Source organism: Winogradskyella epiphytica, assembly GCF_003217215.1.
GTDB classification, from domain to species: domain Bacteria; phylum Bacteroidota; class Bacteroidia; order Flavobacteriales; family Flavobacteriaceae; genus Winogradskyella; species Winogradskyella epiphytica.
Map to the genome: position 1 here is coordinate 70,553 of NZ_QJTD01000001.1, position 18,462 is coordinate 89,014.

At 34.9% G+C, this 18,462-nt stretch carries 20 protein-coding genes; 9 read left to right on the forward strand and 11 right to left on the reverse strand.

What is annotated here, in order from left to right; translation table 11 throughout:
- Nucleotides 1-22: 22 nt before the first annotated feature.
- The 4 genes from DFQ11_RS00340 to DFQ11_RS00355 all read right to left on the reverse strand — a co-directional run bounded on the left by DFQ11_RS00340 (nucleotide 23) and on the right by DFQ11_RS00355 (nucleotide 4,558).
- Nucleotides 23-2,320 (reverse strand): M1 family metallopeptidase, encoded by a 2,298-nt coding sequence (locus tag DFQ11_RS00340; protein ID WP_110473657.1) that lies wholly within the window; start codon nucleotides 2,318-2,320, stop codon nucleotides 23-25.
- 64 nt (nucleotides 2,321-2,384) lie between these two features.
- Nucleotides 2,385-2,894: a DUF6702 family protein gene (locus DFQ11_RS00345; RefSeq protein ID WP_110473658.1), complete on the reverse strand. Its 510-nt coding sequence runs from the start codon at nucleotides 2,892-2,894 to the stop codon at nucleotides 2,385-2,387.
- Nucleotides 2,895-2,940: 46 nt separating this feature from the next.
- Entirely contained in the window at nucleotides 2,941-3,756 is an 816-nt protein-coding gene (locus DFQ11_RS00350; protein ID WP_110473659.1) for a peptidase associated/transthyretin-like domain-containing protein, read from the reverse strand.
- On the reverse strand, nucleotides 3,740-4,558 hold the full coding sequence (locus DFQ11_RS00355) for a carboxypeptidase-like regulatory domain-containing protein (protein ID WP_158524968.1): 819 nt from the start codon (nucleotides 4,556-4,558) through the stop codon (nucleotides 3,740-3,742). Before DFQ11_RS00355 ends, DFQ11_RS00350 begins: the two co-directional genes overlap by 17 nt.
- 166 nt (nucleotides 4,559-4,724) lie before the next feature.
- Between DFQ11_RS00355 and pepE the strand changes: the two genes are divergently transcribed.
- The 3 genes from pepE (at nucleotide 4,725) to DFQ11_RS00370 (ending at nucleotide 7,472) form a co-directional block, all read left to right on the forward strand.
- On the forward strand, nucleotides 4,725-5,432 hold the full coding sequence (gene pepE / locus DFQ11_RS00360) for a dipeptidase PepE (RefSeq protein ID WP_110473661.1): 708 nt from the start codon (nucleotides 4,725-4,727) through the stop codon (nucleotides 5,430-5,432).
- A gap of 82 nt (nucleotides 5,433-5,514) precedes the next feature.
- The gene (gpmI, locus tag DFQ11_RS00365; protein ID WP_110473662.1) at nucleotides 5,515-7,032 is read left to right on the forward strand and encodes a 2,3-bisphosphoglycerate-independent phosphoglycerate mutase; all 1,518 of its coding nucleotides are present in this window, start codon (nucleotides 5,515-5,517) and stop codon (nucleotides 7,030-7,032) included.
- 41 nt (nucleotides 7,033-7,073) lie between these two features.
- Complete coding sequence (locus tag DFQ11_RS00370; RefSeq protein ID WP_110473663.1) at nucleotides 7,074-7,472, forward strand: BT0820 family HAD-type phosphatase; 399 nt, start codon at nucleotides 7,074-7,076, stop codon at nucleotides 7,470-7,472.
- A 13-nt stretch (nucleotides 7,473-7,485) separates the two neighbouring features.
- Here DFQ11_RS00370 and DFQ11_RS00375 read toward each other — a convergent pair whose 3' ends face one another.
- Complete coding sequence (locus DFQ11_RS00375) at nucleotides 7,486-8,751, reverse strand: acetyl-CoA hydrolase/transferase family protein (protein WP_110473664.1); 1,266 nt, start codon at nucleotides 8,749-8,751, stop codon at nucleotides 7,486-7,488.
- 124 nt (nucleotides 8,752-8,875) lie between these two features.
- Between DFQ11_RS00375 and map the strand changes: the two genes are divergently transcribed.
- The 4 genes from map to DFQ11_RS00395 all read left to right on the forward strand — a co-directional run bounded on the left by map (nucleotide 8,876) and on the right by DFQ11_RS00395 (nucleotide 11,340).
- Nucleotides 8,876-9,694 carry a type I methionyl aminopeptidase gene (gene map, locus DFQ11_RS00380; RefSeq protein ID WP_110473665.1) on the forward strand — a complete coding sequence of 273 codons (819 nt, stop codon included), beginning with the start codon at nucleotides 8,876-8,878 and terminating at the stop codon, nucleotides 9,692-9,694.
- 67 nt (nucleotides 9,695-9,761) lie between these two features.
- Nucleotides 9,762-10,142 carry a GxxExxY protein gene (locus DFQ11_RS00385; RefSeq protein ID WP_110473666.1) on the forward strand — a complete coding sequence of 127 codons (381 nt, stop codon included), beginning with the start codon at nucleotides 9,762-9,764 and terminating at the stop codon, nucleotides 10,140-10,142.
- Between the two features lie 48 nt (nucleotides 10,143-10,190).
- Nucleotides 10,191-10,955: a class I SAM-dependent methyltransferase gene (locus DFQ11_RS00390; protein ID WP_110473667.1), complete on the forward strand. Its 765-nt coding sequence runs from the start codon at nucleotides 10,191-10,193 to the stop codon at nucleotides 10,953-10,955.
- A gap of 13 nt (nucleotides 10,956-10,968) precedes the next feature.
- Nucleotides 10,969-11,340 (forward strand): DUF423 domain-containing protein, encoded by a 372-nt coding sequence (locus DFQ11_RS00395; RefSeq protein ID WP_110473668.1) that lies wholly within the window; start codon nucleotides 10,969-10,971, stop codon nucleotides 11,338-11,340.
- 29 nt (nucleotides 11,341-11,369) lie between these two features.
- Here the strand turns inward: DFQ11_RS00395 and DFQ11_RS00400 are convergent, their stop codons facing one another.
- Both DFQ11_RS00400 and DFQ11_RS00405 read right to left on the reverse strand, forming a co-directional pair.
- Nucleotides 11,370-12,347, reverse strand: a complete 978-nt coding sequence (locus DFQ11_RS00400) for an FAD:protein FMN transferase (RefSeq protein ID WP_110474783.1) — start codon at nucleotides 12,345-12,347, stop codon at nucleotides 11,370-11,372.
- Between the two features lie 52 nt (nucleotides 12,348-12,399).
- Nucleotides 12,400-12,777, reverse strand: coding sequence for a Na(+)-translocating NADH-quinone reductase subunit F (locus DFQ11_RS00405; RefSeq protein ID WP_110473669.1), 378 nt, complete (start codon nucleotides 12,775-12,777; stop codon nucleotides 12,400-12,402).
- Nucleotides 12,778-13,103: 326 nt separating this feature from the next.
- Here DFQ11_RS00405 and DFQ11_RS00410 point away from each other — a divergent pair, with 326 nt between their 5' ends.
- Together DFQ11_RS00410 and DFQ11_RS00415 are read left to right on the forward strand one after the other, a co-directional pair.
- Nucleotides 13,104-14,129 carry an AAA family ATPase gene (locus DFQ11_RS00410; protein ID WP_158524969.1) on the forward strand — a complete coding sequence of 342 codons (1,026 nt, stop codon included), beginning with the start codon at nucleotides 13,104-13,106 and terminating at the stop codon, nucleotides 14,127-14,129.
- 13 nt (nucleotides 14,130-14,142) lie between these two features.
- Nucleotides 14,143-14,853, forward strand: coding sequence for a YggS family pyridoxal phosphate-dependent enzyme (locus tag DFQ11_RS00415; protein ID WP_373287858.1), 711 nt, complete (start codon nucleotides 14,143-14,145; stop codon nucleotides 14,851-14,853).
- Between the two features lie 70 nt (nucleotides 14,854-14,923).
- Here DFQ11_RS00415 and nqrF read toward each other — a convergent pair whose 3' ends face one another.
- The 4 genes from nqrF to DFQ11_RS00435 all read right to left on the reverse strand — a co-directional run bounded on the left by nqrF (nucleotide 14,924) and on the right by DFQ11_RS00435 (nucleotide 18,460).
- Entirely contained in the window at nucleotides 14,924-16,231 is a 1,308-nt protein-coding gene (gene nqrF / locus DFQ11_RS00420) for an NADH:ubiquinone reductase (Na(+)-transporting) subunit F (RefSeq protein WP_110473671.1), read from the reverse strand.
- Nucleotides 16,232-16,236: 5 nt separating this feature from the next.
- Nucleotides 16,237-16,986, reverse strand: coding sequence for an NADH:ubiquinone reductase (Na(+)-transporting) subunit E (gene nqrE, locus DFQ11_RS00425; RefSeq protein WP_110473672.1), 750 nt, complete (start codon nucleotides 16,984-16,986; stop codon nucleotides 16,237-16,239).
- Nucleotides 16,987-17,059: 73 nt separating this feature from the next.
- Nucleotides 17,060-17,704 (reverse strand): NADH:ubiquinone reductase (Na(+)-transporting) subunit D, encoded by a 645-nt coding sequence (locus DFQ11_RS00430; RefSeq protein WP_110473673.1) that lies wholly within the window; start codon nucleotides 17,702-17,704, stop codon nucleotides 17,060-17,062.
- A 6-nt stretch (nucleotides 17,705-17,710) separates the two neighbouring features.
- A complete protein-coding gene (locus tag DFQ11_RS00435) occupies nucleotides 17,711-18,460 on the reverse strand; it encodes a Na(+)-translocating NADH-quinone reductase subunit C (protein WP_110473674.1) in 750 nt (249 codons plus the stop codon).
- Nucleotides 18,461-18,462: the final 2 nt, after the last annotated feature.

Below are 18,462 nucleotides of genomic sequence, written 5' to 3' on the forward strand. Positions count from 1 at the left end.
TTAAATTATAATGCACTTCTCTTTAGTTTCGCACTTTATTCTTGAACTTCTCGAAATCACTGACTTTCGCTTCTCTTGGCCAAGAATTATTAGACGTGTCTACATCTGCTGTTTCCAAATCTGGATCGACCATAATAGACACAATTTCTTTATCTGTAGCTACAGCTCTACTCACCTCTTTATCATTCAATCTCCAAATTTGAGCTGGATACTTCTCTCTTTTTGTAGTGCCATCGGCATAAGTATATTCAACAATTATAGGCATTACCAATCCTCCTGGCTTTTCATAAGTTATTTCATAAAAGAACTTTGGTGCCTTTTTCATTGTTTTTTGTTGTTCCGGCGTAAAGTTATCCATGATGTATTCTTTGACCGTTGGTAAGTCTTCAATAGAAGCTGCCTTTTTCATAGCCTCTTCATAACCTTCCTCTCCTTCTTCAATAAAATACACTAAGCTATTAGGATCTCTATTGTATCGTTCAGCTAATAATTTTCCATTTTTGTTCGGATTAGCAGTTACCGCATATTTTTTCACTTCTTTAATACCAATATCTGTATAATCGGTGGTGTAGAACCATCCTCTCCAGAACCAATCCAAATCAAAGGCTGAAGCATCTTCCATAGTACGGAAAAAATCTTCAGGGGTAGGATGTTTAAACTTCCAACGATTCGCATATACTTTAAATGAATAGTCAAACAATTCACGTCCCATTACAGTTTCTCTAAGAATATTCAACGCCGTTGCTGGTTTACCGTAGGCATTATTCCCAAACTGGTATGTGTTCAAACCTTTGGTCATAATTGGAGCAATAAAATCTTGATCACCGCCCATATAGCGCACGATATTCTTTGCAGGACCTCTTCGTGACGGATAAGTTTTGTCATGAGGTGATAAGGCATCAGGAAACCATTCTGCAAAATCTTGTTCCGCTACGTATTGAGTAAAGGTATTTAAACCTTCATCCATCCATGTCCACTGACGTTCATCACTATTCACAATCATTGGAAACCAATTGTGTCCAACTTCGTGAATAATTACACTGATCATTCCGTATTTCGTTCTATCTGAATAGTTACCATCTTTATCTGGACGGCCGAAATTATAACAGATCATTGGATACTCCATTCCCATTGGTGCATGTACAGAAATAGCCTTATGGTAAGGGTAATCAAAAGTCATACGTGAGAAGGTTTTTAAAGTACTTGCCACAGTTTTAGTAGACCATTGTTCCCAAAGTGGATTTCCTTCTTTAGAGTATAACGAAACAGCCATTACATCCTTAGTATCTAGTTTTACAGCCATCATATCCCATAGGAATTTACGAGAGGTTGCAAAGCCGAAATCACGAACCATTTGCGCTGATAATTTCCAAGTTTTTTTCTTTTTACTCTTAGACTTTTCTGCCTTTTCAGCTTCAGCTTGAGTAACAATCATTACAGGTTTATCATATGACTTCTTCGCTTTCTCAAAGCGTTTCATCATTTCTTTCGTAAATACTTCTTCTCTGTTGACTAAGTAACCTGTACCATCTAAAATATGATCGGCAGGAACTGTAATATTCACATCAAAGTTTCCAAATGGCAGAGCAAACTCATCACGTCCCCAAAATTGTGAATTCTGCCAACCTTCTACATCATTATAAACAGCCATTCTCGGGTAGAATTGAGCCATTACATAAATACGGTTGTCATTTTCTTCAAAATATTCATAACCTGAGCGTCCACCATCTTTTACATGATCGTTAATATTGTACCACCATTTTATTTTGAATGAAAATTTATCGCCAGATTTCATTGGTGTTGGTAGTTCAACACGCATCATAGTACGATTAATAGTATATGGTAAGTCTTTTCCGTTGACATCGGTTACGTGCTCAATTTTAAAACCTCCATCATAAGAGTCGTCTAAATATGTATTCACCACACCAGAAGACAAAGCCGCAGGTCTTATGTTTGTACTATTAATTAATGGCGACTTAGAATCCTTTGCACGCATGTTTTGATCTAACTGCACCCATAAATAACTGAGTTCATCTGGTGAATTGTTGGTATAAGTAATCGTTTCATCACCGTAAAGTCTTGCATTTACATCATCGATTTCTATATCCATTTTGTAATCGGCTTGCTGCTGATAATAGGCAGGACCAGGAGCACCAGACCCTGTTCTAAACATATTTGGTGTTGCAAACTCCTCGTATAATTGCTTGAATTTGTTTTGATTCGTATGTCCTTGCTGACGTTCGGCTTTTACCTCCTCTTGAGCATACATGCTAAATGACGTAAATAGCAAGGCATATAAAAAATACTTAATAATTTTCATAGAATAAATTAGTGTTAAAAAATCTGATGCCTAAAATAGGAATTAATGTGGTTTTTCCTATAATTTACTTAAAGTTTAACAAGCAAGAATCCTTTTCAGGAACCAATAAAAAGCTCTTGTTTTTCCCTAAGAGTTTTAAGCGCACAATGTTTTGTTGATCTGAAAATACATCGAATAAAATTTGATTGGTTACCTCTACAGACTTGACGTTTGATACGTTTTCAACTTCTAAGTAACAGTAAGTGATATCGTCTTTATATTCTTTGCCTATAAATTTAAACTTTACAGATTCGCCATTTACCTTTACTTTTAGCTTGTCTGTTAAGTAACGTTTCATGTAATTTTCAGCCTCCTTAATGGCCAGTTCATCTTTAGTTCCTAAAGTGATATTTTCATCATATCGCTTTCGTAATACGGTTTCGAAATCATCTATAAAAATTTGACTAATAATTTGAAGTGATTTTTGCTCTTTAGAATACTCCACTGTTGTTACACTTACATAATATTCATGTTCTGAACTATTGAAGCTTTGAAAAGGAAGATGTGTTAAAAAGAATAGAAATAATAATTTCATAAGCGATTTTCGAATTGATTGTTGTGGTACAAAACCTGTTCCAAAATTAATCTTTAGAAACTGATTTCCTATTCTCTTGATAGACTTTTAGCATACTTTGTAAAAATTCAAGCAACTCAATTTCATTATTTTTATGGCATAAGGCCAAAAACGAATCATCCTCCGAACAAAATAAAAAATATTCATTTCGTAAATGCTCTGCCAAAGTATCCTTTTCAAAAAGGAAGGATTCATAATCTGCTCTTAAGCGTTGAATACATTGTTCTCTATTATCAATTTCAACAATAGCTTTAAGTTTATTTGTTCTACCACTAATTGTATTTAATAATTTATTGAGATTAACACTTGGCCCTCCTCCATATATTCCACCTACAATTCCCATCATTGCACCGGCATCAGCATCATAAAGTTTTCGCTCATTTTGAGTCATTTGCTTTCCGGTATACCCAGGAATACCTAAATCGTAAAAGTTAATTTCTGGTTCAGCATCAGAATTTTCCATATCTGATTCTAAACTTCCTGTTAGAATTTTACCGACAATAACCTCCTTGAGTTCGCTTACATTTTCAATTAATAATACATTTAACTGACCTAATTCGACTATAGAAGATGTAATAATGACTTCTTGTTTATGGTATTTCACTCCGGAAACCACTAAAGTATCTGAAACTTGCACGGGAATTATAAAACTTCCATCGTCATTTGAAATGGTATATTTAGCAGCGGTTCTATTTTGAATATGAAGTCCTTCAACCTCATCATTAGATATAAGTTGCCCCTTTACATCTTTTCTTTGAGCATGTATTGTGCCTATAAATAAAAGACTAATTACAATTAAGAGCCTTTTAATGCTTCTCACCATTTTCCTTTAAGAACGATTTACTTAATTGAGAAATACGCTCAAGAAGTTGCATTTCCTTGTCTTCTTCAAATAAAGACTCATCTACACCTTCTTCTTCCACATAATCAATAAATACTTGAACTTGGTCTAAAGGAATATTGAAATTTGAATGTATAAAGTTGATACTATATTCATCTAAGGCCTTTTTAAAAGGTGTTTTGTTTAATGCGGCCTCTTTTTTTGTTTCTTTCTTGTTCTTGTCCACATCAGCGACCTGCTTCAAAAGGAACCCAGCAACATTCACTAAATTCAACATATTATCCATTTTCGGATTATACTCATTGAAGGCTAAATTTTCTGCCTTCGTTTTATAATCCGCTGAGAACTCAAAATCTTCGATATTATCTAAACCAAAATAAAGGGCATCTAAACTCACATTATAAGTTCGAACCTTTTCTAAGTCCGCACTTAAATCACCTGTAAGACCAAAAGGTAATATTACAACTTCATCTAACTTATTGACTTCTTCAACAAGAATAACGGTTAACTGCCTAGAGCCAATCACCTTATCTGTAATCGTAACGCTAAAATCTTGAAATAATAATGAAGAGAATTCTATAATATCATTGAGACCCACTTTAATTTCAAAATTTCCATTTTCGTCCGTAATAGTTCCTTGGTTTGCTGATGAATTATATACTGTAACACCTTCTTTATCTTCTGAAGAAACAACAATCCTACCGTTAACTGTAATTCTTTCGATATCTTGACTAAAAGCTGTTAAAGTAAAAATGCAGCACACTATGAGTAATATTTTTTTCATAATCATTTTTTTAAGTTTACTAAAGTTCGGTTATATTCTTCTAATGGCATAAAAATTCTAGTCTAATCTTTTGTTAAATCACATTTAAACTAGTCATTTTGTTTTAATTTAATATTTTCACGTCATTAGGACTTTTTACAACAACGAAATTTAAAAACTATACATTTTGAAATCCATAATAATTGCAAGCACTTCAACCATTCATGGCAGTGGTTATCTAGAATATTTATTAGACGAACTAAGTCAACACTTCAAGTCGGCTGATGAAATTTTATTTATCCCTTATGCTAGACCAGGAGGTATTTCTCATGATGAATATACAGAAAAAGCATCTGAGGCTTTTAAATCTATTGGTAAAACAGTGAAGGGGATTCACGAATTTGAAAATCCTGAAAAAGCCCTTGAAAATGCCCAAGGTATTTTTGTTGGTGGAGGAAACACATTTGTGCTTGTCAATCAATTGTATAAAAACAAGGTTCTCCTACCAATCAAAAAGGCTATAGAAAAAGGCACACCTTATCTTGGAACAAGCGCTGGAAGTAATATTTGTGGTTTAACTATGAACACTACCAACGATATGCCCATCGTTTATCCTCCAAGTTTTAAAACTTTAGGCTTAGTTCCTTTTAATATCAATCCGCATTATTTAGATCCTATTGAAGGAAACACACATATGGGAGAGACCAGAGAAACTCGTATTAAAGAGTTTCATGCCTATAATTCACAACCTGTAATTGGCTTGAGAGAAGGGAGTTGGATTGAAGTAAAAGGCAATCAATTAACCTTAAAAGGTGCCTTAGATGCACGAATTTTTGAGTACGATAAACAGCCTTATGAAATAGGCACAGATTCGGAATTAAACTTCCTAAAATAACACGAACCATTCAAAATATATGAAGCTTCAAATTTGATATAGATTTGTATATGTTATATTTGAATTTCTTAAAATTTCACAGATGAACAAAAAGGTTATTTTGATGATTTTAGATGGTTGGGGAACATCTCCTGACCCTAAAGTATCGGCAATAGACAATGCACAAACTCCATTTATAGATTCACTATACACCAAATATCCTAATGCAAGTTTAAGAACGGACGGTTTACATGTTGGTTTACCAGAAGGCCAAATGGGAAACAGTGAGGTTGGGCATATGAATTTAGGTGCAGGACGAATTGTATATCAGGATTTAGTAAAAATTAATCTTGCCGTAGAAAATAACACCTTACGTGAAGAACCTGTTTTAAAAACCGCTTTCGACTACGCTAAAACGAATAAAAAAAATGTTCATTTATTAGGTTTAGTGAGTGATGGCGGCGTTCATTCTCATATCAAACATCTTTTTGGTCTACTGGATGCCACTGATGCTTATGGCTTAGAAAATGTTTATGTTCATGCTTTTACAGACGGTAGAGATGTAGACCCTAAATCGGGATATGGTTTTATTACTGAGTTAGAAGAATACCTTAACAAGACCTCTGCAAAACTAGCCACAGTTACTGGCCGTTATTACGCCATGGACAGAGACAAACGTTGGGAGCGTGTAAAATTAGCTTATAATGCCTTAGTAAATGGTATAGGCGAAAAAACTCATGATGTTTTAAGCGCCATACAGAAAAGTTACGATGACGATATTACAGATGAATTTATAAAACCTCTGATTGTAACTGATCAAAATAATCAACCTGTTGCAACCATAAAAGAGGATGATGTCGTGATCTTTTTCAACTTTAGAACAGATCGCGGTCGACAATTGACGGAAGCATTAACTCAACGCGATTTTCACGAATACAATATGCACAAATTGAATCTTCATTATGTGACTATCACTAATTACGATGATAATTTTGAAGGTTTGAATGTTGTGTTCAACAAAGATAATCTCTCTGAAACCTTAGGTGAGGTTTTAGAGCAGCACCATAAAAAACAAATTAGAATTGCTGAAACAGAGAAGTATCCTCATGTTACCTTTTTCTTTTCAGGTGGACGCGAAGAACCCTTTGAAGGCGAGACACGGATTTTACGAAACTCTCCAAAAGTAGCGACCTACGATTTAAAACCAGAGATGAGTGCCTATGAATTACGCGATGCCTTAATTCCTGAGCTTCAAAAAGGCGAGGTTGATTTTGTGTGTTTAAATTTTGCCAATGGCGATATGGTTGGCCATACAGGCGTTATGGAAGCTGCTATTAAAGCCTGTGAAGCTGTTGATAATTGCGTAAAAGATGTAGTGAATTCAGCATTAGAAAATAACTATACCACGATTTTAATTGCAGACCATGGTAATTGTGAAACCATGATTAATCCTGACGGGTCTCCAAATACAGCACATACAACAAACCCGGTTCCTGTAATTTTAATCGACAAAGATTTAAAACATATTAAAGATGGGATTTTAGGAGATATTGCCCCTACAGTTTTAAAATTAATTGGCATACCTCAACCAAAGGCTATGACACAACAAAGCCTTGTTTAAACCTCTTATTAATATAACTTTGACCTCAAGTGATGAAGAATATGAATTTTCAAAATAGATTAATTATAGCCGTAGATTTTGATGGTACAATAGTAGAAGATGCCTATCCTAAAATTGGAAAAACACGCATTTTTGCTTTTGAAACCTTAAAACGACTTCAAGAAGATGGTCATCGTTTAATTCTTTGGACCTATAGATGCGGTACACGACTTCAGGAAGCTGTTGATTTCTGTAAAGAAAACGGCATTGAGTTTTATGCCGTTAACGCTAGTTTCCCTGAAGAGAAATTCGATAATAGCAGAAGCCGTAAAATCAATGCCGACCTATTTATAGACGACCGCAATATTGGTGGCGTTTTAGGTTGGGGCGAAGTGTATCAAATCATCACTAACGAAGAACCAAATATTCCTGTACCAAAAAAGAAATGGTGGCAATTTTAAACCTTTTTACTATTTAAAAGGTTTTAAAAAATGCTCTTTCAATATCCTCTCTGTGATCGGGATGAGCAATTTCTACTAAAGCTTTTACGCGATTCTTAATTGTTTTTCCATAAAGGTTGGCAATACCGTATTCTGTAACCACATAATGTACATGTGCCCTTGTCGTAACCACACCTGCTCCAGGTTTTAAGGTTGAGACTATTCTGCTTATGCCGTGTCTAGTTATTGATGGTAAGGCAATAATAGCTTTTCCACCCTCACTCAATGAAGCTCCACGAATAAAGTCCATTTGTCCGCCAACACCAGAATACATACTCGAACCTATAGAATCTGCACAAATCTGACCTGTTAGATCGACTTCAATGGCAGAATTTATAGCAACCATTTTAGGGTTTAACTTAATATAGGCCGTGTTATTAGTATAATTTGAAGCTCTCATTTCTACAAATGGATTGTCATCTACATAATCATATAAACGTTTTGATCCCATTAAAAATGTAGTGAGGGCACGTCCGCGATTGATCTTTTTGTAATTACCATTGATCACATCATTCAGAATGAGATCGATTACACCATCGGAGAACATTTCAGTATGTAAGCCTAAATCTTTATGATTAGTTAAACGCGTTAATACGGCATTCGGAATAGAGCCAATCCCCATTTGCAGCGTACTTCTGTCTTCAATTAAACTCGCTACATAGTCTCCAATTTTAGCCTCTATATCATTAGGTTCAGCCATCTTATAAATAGGAAGTTCTTCATCCGATTCTACAAAAAAATCAATTTCAGACACATGAATTATCCCTGCTCCATGAGTCCTTGGCATTTGAGGATTCACTTGAGCGATTACCGTCTTTGCATTATCAATCGCAGCTAAAGTCGCTTCTACCGAAACCCCTAAAGAACAATAACCATGTCTATCTGGTACAGACACCTGAATTAGAACGACATCAAGATTCACAATTCCTTGCTTAAAAAGACGAGGGAGTTCACTTAAAAACACTGGTGTATAAGACCCATTACCCGCTTTTAACGTATGTCTCACATTTTTCCCAATAAAAAAGGAGTTCACATGAAAGCTATCTCTTAATTCTGGATTTGCATAAGGTGCCTCTCCTTCGGTATGTAAATGGCATACTTCAACATTTCTTAATTCCTCATGCCGTGCTGACATAGCCTTTATTAAAGCTTGAGGTGCTGCTGCAGCCGCCTGAATATAGACTCGATCGTTAGATTTTACTACTTTTAATGCGTTTTCCGCGCTCACGGTTTTATACATGGTTATTTCGTTTAGAAAGGCAAAGTTATAATAGATATCTCAGTTAAAAACTGTCATTTGTCATGCTTTGAAGAAATTTTAAAATATATAATTACCTATCTTTGCCAATCAACAATTTTGAATCATGATTATAGTAAAAACAGCAGAAGAAATTGAGTTAATGCGTCAAAGTGCGCTCATCGTGTCTAAAACCTTAGGGATGTTGGCTAAAGAGATTAAAGAAGGGGTTACCACCAACCATTTAGATGCTTTAGCTGAAGAATTTATACGAGACCATGGCGCTGTACCAGGTTTTAAAGGACTTTATGACTGCCCTTCTACCCTATTATGTAGTGTAAACGAAGCAGTAGTTCATGGATTACCAACCGATATCCCATTAAAAGATGGTGATATTGTATCTGTTGATTGCGGTGCTTTAATGAATGAATTTTACGGTGATCATGCTTATACTTTTGAAATTGGTAATGTAGATGAAGAGACTAAAAAATTAATTCGTATTACTAAAGAATCACTTTACATTGGTATTGAACAACTGAAAGTTGGCAATCGTGTTGGTGATGTTGGTTTTGCTATTCAACAATATTGTGAAGCCGAAGGTTATGGTGTAGTTAGAGAATTAGTCGGTCATGGAATTGGAAGAAAAATGCACGAAGATCCTGAAATGCCAAACTACGGAAAACGTGGACGTGGTAAAAAGTTTATCGAAGGTATGGTGGTTGCCATTGAACCTATGATCAATTTAGGAACTCATAAAGTGAAACAATTAAGCGATGGCTGGACGATTGTAACCCAAGACGGAAAGCCAAGTGTACATTTTGAACATGATGTTGCGATTGTAGAGGGTAAACCTGAGATTCTTTCAACCTTTGCTTATGTGCATGAAGCTTTAGGTATTGTTTCGGATGAGGAGGATGCTTTTCGTAAAGTGCCTTTAGTTATTTAGCTATTTCACAGAGCATCACAGAGTTTTCGCGGAGATTCACAGCGTCTTTTTTGAATCCTTTTAAGATATGAATTATAATAAGATAACAGAGAATATCATTGGAGCTGCTATCGAAGTACACAAAGCATTAGGTCCTGGTTTGTTAGAGTCGGCTTATCAGAAATGTTTGTTTTATGAATTAGATTCATTAGGATACTCGATTAAAAAAGAAATCACTCTACCAATAACTTATAAGCAGTTAACATTAGATCATGGATATCGAATTGATTTACTTGTTGAAAATAAAATTGTTATTGAATTAAAGAATGTTGAAAAGTTCACAGATGTCCACACTGCTCAAATATTGACATATATGAAGTTAGGAAATTACCCTATAGGTTTATTATTTAATTTTAATACTAAACTTTTGAAAAATGGAATTAAAAGGTTTATAAACACATCAGAATAAGCGCTCCGTGATTCTCTGTGTGCCTTTGTGCATCTCTGAGTAATAACAATGAAAAAACTCTTTAAATTTATTCTCAACACCATCCCAAGACCGCTATTAATCAGGCTAAGCTACATCGCACGCCCTATTCTAGCCTTCTTTTTAAAAGGTGATTCATTTACAGACCCTATTGATGGTAAAAGTTTTAAAACCTTTTTACCTTATGGCTACGGCAATCAAAGGAATAACGTTCTATCGCCTTCAACATTAAGCTTAGAGCGTCATAGATTATTATGGTTGTATCTTTCTAATTCCACAGATTTCTTTACTGCTCAAAAGAAAGTTCTTCATTTCGCTCCAGAACAATGTTTCTTAAAACGATTTAGAAGTTTAAAAAACATAGACTATACTACGACCGACTTACTATCACCTATTGCTGATGTGAAAGCGGATATCTGCGACCTTCCCTTTGAAGACAATAGCTATGATATTATTCTTTGCAATCATGTCTTAGAACATATCCCTGACGATACTAAGGCGATGCAAGAGCTATACCGAGTGATGAAACCTGGAGGCTATGGAATTTTTCAGATTCCACAAGATATGAATCGTGCCGAAACTTTTGAAGATAATAGCATTACAGACAAAGCCGAACGCGCTAAAATATTCGGGCAATATGACCATGTTCGCGTGTATGGACGTGATTATTTTGATAAGCTGAGACGTATGGGTTTTAAAGTGGAAGAAGTCGATTACACCACTACTCTTTCCGATGAAGAAATTGAAAAATACTGCTTAGCCAAGGGAGAAATTATCCCCGTGGTTTATAAATAATATATCAAACAAAATGACTCAACAAATTATATTAGCCACAGCTGCACTTTTCGGAATGTTAGCTGTCATATTTGGTGCTTTTGGCGCACATGCTTTGAAGAAAATATTATCAGCGGATCAGTTAAACAGTTTCGAAGTTGGTGTTAAATATCAAATGTATCACGCCATTATATTACTGATTTTAGGATTCAATTCCACTCAAATAAGTACGGCAACCTATTGGTGTTTTACTATGGGCATTATACTATTCTCTTTCAGTATTTATGGCTTAGTTTTATCTGATGCTAAAGGAAAGAAACTCAAATTCTTAGGGCCTATTACGCCAATCGGTGGACTGCTATTGGTTATAGGTTGGTTGCTATTAATTATTAATGCCTTCAGTTAGTACAGCACGCTTAGCGATTCTACAATCGTTTATTCAGGAAATCCATTAAAGCTCATTGTCTCTAATGCTTTACTTTCATTTTCAAAGATGATATAGACCTTCAATTCAGGATGCGATTCTAAAAAAGCTGACATTTTCTCAATACCCATAGCCTGAAATGCTGTAGCATAACCATCAGCCGTCATACAATCTTTAGCAATAACAGAAACACTTAGAATATTGGTTTTACTCGGATATCCCGTTTTTGTATTGATAATATGCGCATAACGATTGCCATTTTCGTCAACCTTAAACTTTCGATACGTCCCTGAAGTCGCCATACTTTCATCATTTAGATGGACTACCTTAGAATAGGTTTGCTCACCATCAAAATTAGGGTCATCAATTCCAACGGTCCAAGACGTATTCTTTTCAACATTTATCCCTTTAACTCGTATCTCACCTCCAATATCTACCAAATAATCATTAATATTTTTAGCTTCCAGGAACTCCGCAATTACATCTACACCATAGCCTTTAGCTATAGCGTTAAGATCTAAAAACGACCCCTTATTTTTTATGATTTTTCCATCTTTAAGCCCCATTCTATTGAGCCCAACCCATTTCATAAGACTATCGATTGCCGTACTATCGATATTGGTGATTTTTCCTTCTGGTCCAAAATCCCATGCGTTTACAACTGCGCCAATGGTAGGATCAAAAGCACCTTCAGTAGTTCTGTAAATTAACTTTGCTTTATTAAAAACACGTTTAAAATGTTCATCTACCATAATGTCTTCACCTTTATTAATCCTTGATATTTTTGACGAAGGAATATAGGTAGACATGGATTCGTTCACCACGTTAAAAAGGCTATCAAATTGCATTTGATAATCTGCATTATCTTGAGAATGGTATTGAATATTATAAGCGGTACCAAAAACCGGACCTGATAATTTAATATTTTTTGGCTCTTGCTTACATGAAACAAGACTGAAAATTAAAAATAGAAAAGCAATTTTTCTCATATAAATTTTGATTTGAAGCTGAATGGAGTTCATCTAAAATTTCAATATTGAATTAATTCAAATGCATATCAATGACTTGAATACCGTTGTATTCTATAAGGTACTCTTCGTTTAAATAAACAGGTAAACCTTCACCTTTAGGATTTCCTAAACCGACTCCTGCATATAATACTTTAGCGTCTTTTTCGTAAGCATGTTTCTTAAATGTTTCCATCCAAACCACATCATAGTTATTAGGGTTTTCAGGAAGAATAACAGCTCTAACGATCACGAAGTAATACTGACTGTTTTTATCAATGCAAACAAACTGTGGATGTCTTTTAAGTTTACTATTTATAGCTACAAATTCAAAACCACGAGATTCGAGATCTTTGCCCACATGATTCATGGCGAGGTTGTGAAGTTCTTGAGGTGTTAGTGCTTTACTCATATTAACTTCCCTAAGTAATGGGAATCCTTTTAATTTCCGCAACAGCGGTAAAATTCTTGATTGCAGCAAAGATAAATTAATGCCTCATAAAAATAGAATTTCATATATAGAAAAGTAGAAAACCTGGGAATTGTTTATTATTCTTCGTTTCCATGTCTTTACCACTTAAGGGAGAAAAACAGATTCTTTACACCGCCCATTAACCCGTACAAATTACCTAAATTTGAAGTGGATTTAAATGTTCAAAATAGAGAAATTTTAAAATGTATAATAAATGAATTGTGAATTAACAGACGTCAAGAACAAACCATTAGCAATTAGACATTATGGCCTACCACAGCACTACAACTAGTATAAAGAATAAAGTAATTCCTCTCGAAGAACTCCATTTAAGCAGAGAGGTTCGTGTGAGAATCAATCAACTTATTGAAGAATTCACCTATAAAGATGCCCTCAACAAACTTGAAATTCCTGTTGACAATAAGATTTTATTATATGGACATACCGGTTGCGGAAAAACAGCAACAGCGAGTGCTATTGGATTTGCATTGAATAAAAAAGTCATAACCATCAACTTAGCAGGATTTGTCTCATCACGTTTAGGTGAAACCGCAAAAAACCTTGCAGAAATATTTAAGAAAGCCTCTAGCGATAAAGCTATTGTGTTTATTGATGAATTCGATTTTATAGGTAAGCTACGCGATTACGATCAGGTAGATTCAGGAGAAATGAAGCGCTTGGTTAATGCCTTAATTCAACAGATTGATCATTTATCAGACGACACCTTATTAATTTGTGCTACCAATCATATTGAAATTATTGACACGGCCCTGTTGAGACGATTTCAAATAAGACTGACTTATGAACTGCCTTCGAAAGAACAACTCGATACTTATTATGATGATATACTTTCTAAATTTCCTGAATCTATAAATACTATAGATAGACATTACGGAATCTCTTACGCGGAAGCAAAGGATATCACCTTTCAGCAAATCAAAGGCAAGGTCATCAATTTAGAAAAACAGAGAAAACATCTAGTTTTTACTTATGGCGAATTGACCTCAAAAGATTATGCCTCCCTGATTTCAAAAGGTACTAAAGATGTATTGCCTGGTTACAAATTAATCGATTTAAACATAAATCCATCTTCACAGGATAACAAAACGATTCAAGCCTCAGCTAAAAAGACTAGAGCAGATACAGACCAAATTGAAGGTGTTGTTTTTGAACTATCGGGTGCCGAATTGGTTCAAACAGATAAACGTGAACAATTTAATTATAAACGCGTCTTAGAAACAACAACATCTGGAAAAGAGGTATGGGTTTATGTAGATCATAATTCATTTTAAAATGGAAGCATCTATGATAGATAACCTAAACCATATTCTTATAAGAATTGAAAACGCTTGTAAAAAGGCACATCGAGACCCAAAGGAAGTCAGACTGCTTATGGCTACAAAAACCGTATCAGCAGATCATATAAAGCTTGCTATTAATCATAACCAACGGTTAATAGGAGAGAATAAAGTTCAAGAAATCAAAGAAAAATACGAGGCCTTAAAAAGCATCAAACATGAAAAACACTTTATAGGCCATCTTCAGACGAATAAAGTCAAAGAGTTGATAAGATATGATGTAGACTGCATACAGTCATTAGACCGACTCAAATTGGCTTATAAGCTACAAAACCGATTGGATTATGAAGATAAAACAATGGATGCCTATTTACAATTTAACACATCTTACGAGAACAGTAAATTTGGAATGAATCCAGAAAATGCTATTTCTTTTGCTAAGGAGATCCAACAATTGGATAGAATAAACATCAAAGGCTTGATGACTATTGGCCTATTTTCTGCTAAAGCTGAAAAAGTAAGAGCTTGTTTTAAATTGTTGAATCAAATTCAAACCCAACTTTTTGATCATGGGCATTCCGTTCATGATTTATCTATGGGTATGAGTGGCGACTTAGAAATAACCATTGAGGAAGGATCTACTATGGTCAGAGTAGGTACCGCCATATTTGGTAAACGAGAATATCCTGATAGTTACTATTGGAATGAAGACCAATAATATCAGAAATTAAACCTAATAAAAAAGCCGACGATTAATCGTCGGCTTTTTTGTTTTATAATGTTTTGAACTATCCACCAAAGTCATCAAATCTAATGTGTTCATCCGGAATTCCGAAGTCTTCACCCATTTTCTGTACCGCTTGGTTCATTAACGGAGGTCCACAGAAATATAATTCGATATCTTCTGGAGTTTCATGATGATTTAAATAGTTTTCAATTACACAATTGTGAATGAATCCTACGAAACCGTCACCTGGTGCATCGATATTTTCTTTTACTTGCCAATTATCTTCCTCTAATGGCTCAGAAAGTGCCATATAGAATTTGAAGTTAGGGAAGTCTCTTTCCAATTCTTTAAAGTGATCGATATAGAATAACTCACGTTTTGAACGTCCACCATACCAATAAGTTACTTTTCTACCCGTTTTAATGGTTTTGAATAAGTGATATAAGTGCGAACGCATTGGAGCCATACCAGCACCACCACCAACGTATAACATTTCACTTTCAGACTCGTTGATGAAGAATTCACCATAAGGTCCTGAAATTACCACTTTATCTCCAGGTTTTTGGTTGAAGATATACGAAGACGCAATTCCTGGATTTACATCCATCCAACCGTTCTTATTACGATCCCATGGCGGAGTTGCAATACGAACGTTAAGCATAATCTCACGTCCTTCTGCTGGGTAAGAGGCCATAGAATATGCACGCTCTGTAGTTTCGGTATTCTTCATGACTAATGGCCATAAATTAAATTTATCCCATTCCGCTTGAAACTTATCTGGAGTATCATGCTCTTCTGGGTGAGCCGTAATATCTATTTCTGAATATTTAATTTCACATGGTGGAATTTCAATTTGAATATATCCACCAGCTTTGTAACCCATATCTTCAGGAATCTCAACAACGAATTCCTTAATAAATGATGCTACGTTATAGTTTCTTACAACCGTTGCTTCCCATTTCTTAATACCAAATACTTCCTCAGGAATGGTGATTTCCATATCCTGTTTTACTTTTACCTGACAAGATAAACGAGCGCCTTCTTGTAACTCTCTTCTACTAAAGTGTGGCGTTTCTGTAGGTAGAGCTTCACCTCCACCAGAAAGAACGTGACATTCACACTGAATACATGTTCCACCTCCACCACAAGCAGATGGTAAAAATATTTTATTATTACCTAAAGTACTTAATAATGTATCTCCTGAACTTACTTCTAATTCTTTCTCACCATTTATAGTGATTTTAACTGGACCTGAAGGTGAAAGTTTTTGTTTCACTACCAGTAAAAGTGTTACCAATAATAAAGTAACTACTAAAAACGCGACAACTGTAGCAATGACGGTTCCTATTGTGCTTGCTGCTAATACCATACTATCTATTGTTTTTTATCCGTATCGTTTATTGTTTCAATCACAAGACTAGAGGTCTTATCATCTTCCTTAGTTTCTGTAACAGTTGTAATCATTCCAACAGTATCTTCTTGAGTTTCCTCAGTAGCTTCATCTTCTCCACCTGTTAACATACCACCAAAGCTCATGAATCCAATCGCCATTAAACCTGTAATAATAAAAGTAATTCCTAAACCTCTTAAAGGTGCAGGTACATTACTGTATCTTATTTTTTCTCTAATCGCTGCAATAGCAACAATTGCTAAGAACCATCCAATACCAGAAGCAACTCCGTAGTTAAGCGCTAAACCTAAAGTTTCAATTTCACGAGATTGCATAAATAATGAACCTCCTAAAATCGCACAGTTTACAGCAATTAACGGTAAGAAGATACCTAAAGAGTTGTATAATGATGGTGAAAATTTCTCTACAATGATTTCAACTAATTGTACCATTGTAGCAATAGTTGCAATAAACATAATGAAGGAAAGAAAACTTAAGTCGTAATCTGCATATTCAGGGCCTAACCATGTTAATGCACCTTCCTGTAATAAATATTGATCTAACAACCAGTTTAGGGGTACTGTAATTGCCAATACAAAAATAACGGCAGCTCCTAATCCTACTGCAGTAGATACTTTTTTAGATACCGCTAAGTACGAACACATACCTAAGAAGTATGCGAATACCATGTTATCTACAAATATCGATTTAAAAAATAACTCTATATGTTCCATATTCTTTTAGTTTTCAGTCTTAGTCTCGGTCACTATTAAAAAAAATAGCCTTCGACTAACTGATGCTTAGTGATTAGTCTTCGATTAATTCTTTGTTTCTACTACGTTGTACCCAAATGATAATACCTACTACGATTAAGGCCATTGGAGGTAATACCATAAATCCGTTATTCTCGTAACCTAAGGCATATAAACCTGTTTTCTCAACAGAATCTCCTAATACCTTCAATCCGAATAATGTACCAGAACCAAAAAGTTCTCTAAAGAATCCAACGATAATTAAGATAACACCGTAACCTAAAGCGTTACCAATACCATCTAAAAAGGATTTCCAAGGACCGTTTCCTAAAGCAAAAGCTTCAAAACGTCCCATAATAATACAGTTCGTAATAATTAATCCAATAAAAACTGAAAGCTCTTTACTTAAACTATAGGCAAATGCTTTTAACACCTGATCTACTATAATTACTAAAGTTGCTACAACAATAAGTTGCACAATAATTCTAATTTTTGAAGGAATAATGTTTCTCATTAACGAAATAACAACGTTTCCAACACCTAGAACAAATATTACAGAAATCGCCATTACAATAGATGGTTTTAACTGTGCTGTAATTGCTAAGGCTGAACAAATTCCTAATACCTGAATGGTAACAGGGTTATCATCCGTTAAAGGATCTAATATAAGTTTACTATCTTTTTTTGATAAAAGTCCCATACAATATTATTTTAATGTCTTAAAAAAAGGCACGTACATTTTTAAATCTTTCTTAATCATAGCCGTTACACCGTCACCAGTAATAGTAGCTCCAGCAATAGCATCTACTGCATTGTCTGTTTTTCTTTCGTTCTTAGGATCTGCATTACCTTTAGCTACGGTAATTCCTTCAAACTTACCAGATGCATTTAGAAGGTGCTCTCCTTCAAAATCATCCATAAAATAACGTTGCTTAATTTCACTACCTAAACCTGGTGTTTCTCCAGCGTGATCAAAGAACACACCTTGAACAACCATTGACTTGTCAACTGCGACAAATCCCCAGATAGCATCCCAAAGACCTTTACCACGAATTGGAACTACATAAAGTGGTTTCCCATCCTTTTCACCTTCAAACAAAGGTAATTTACGTGTGTAATTAGGATCTTTTGATTTTGTTTCCTCCTTTTTAATATCAATTAAATAAGCTTCAGGGTTCTCTGTTACTTTATCTCCTTCAATCACATATTGCTTCTTGATTGTGTTCTTGAAAACATCTTCTACCTTATCTGTAGAAATAAATTCAACATCACTAATCCCTTCGTTGCCATTAATACCCATGGCATACAATATGTTTTGTTGTTTTTCGAAACGCTCGTTAGCCTTTACCAATGGTTTTAAGCCAGAAGCCAATCCTGAAAGTATAGAACCTACAATCACCACCATAACAATGGCAAAAACAATGGTATAACTATTTTTATCTGTATCGATTGCCATAA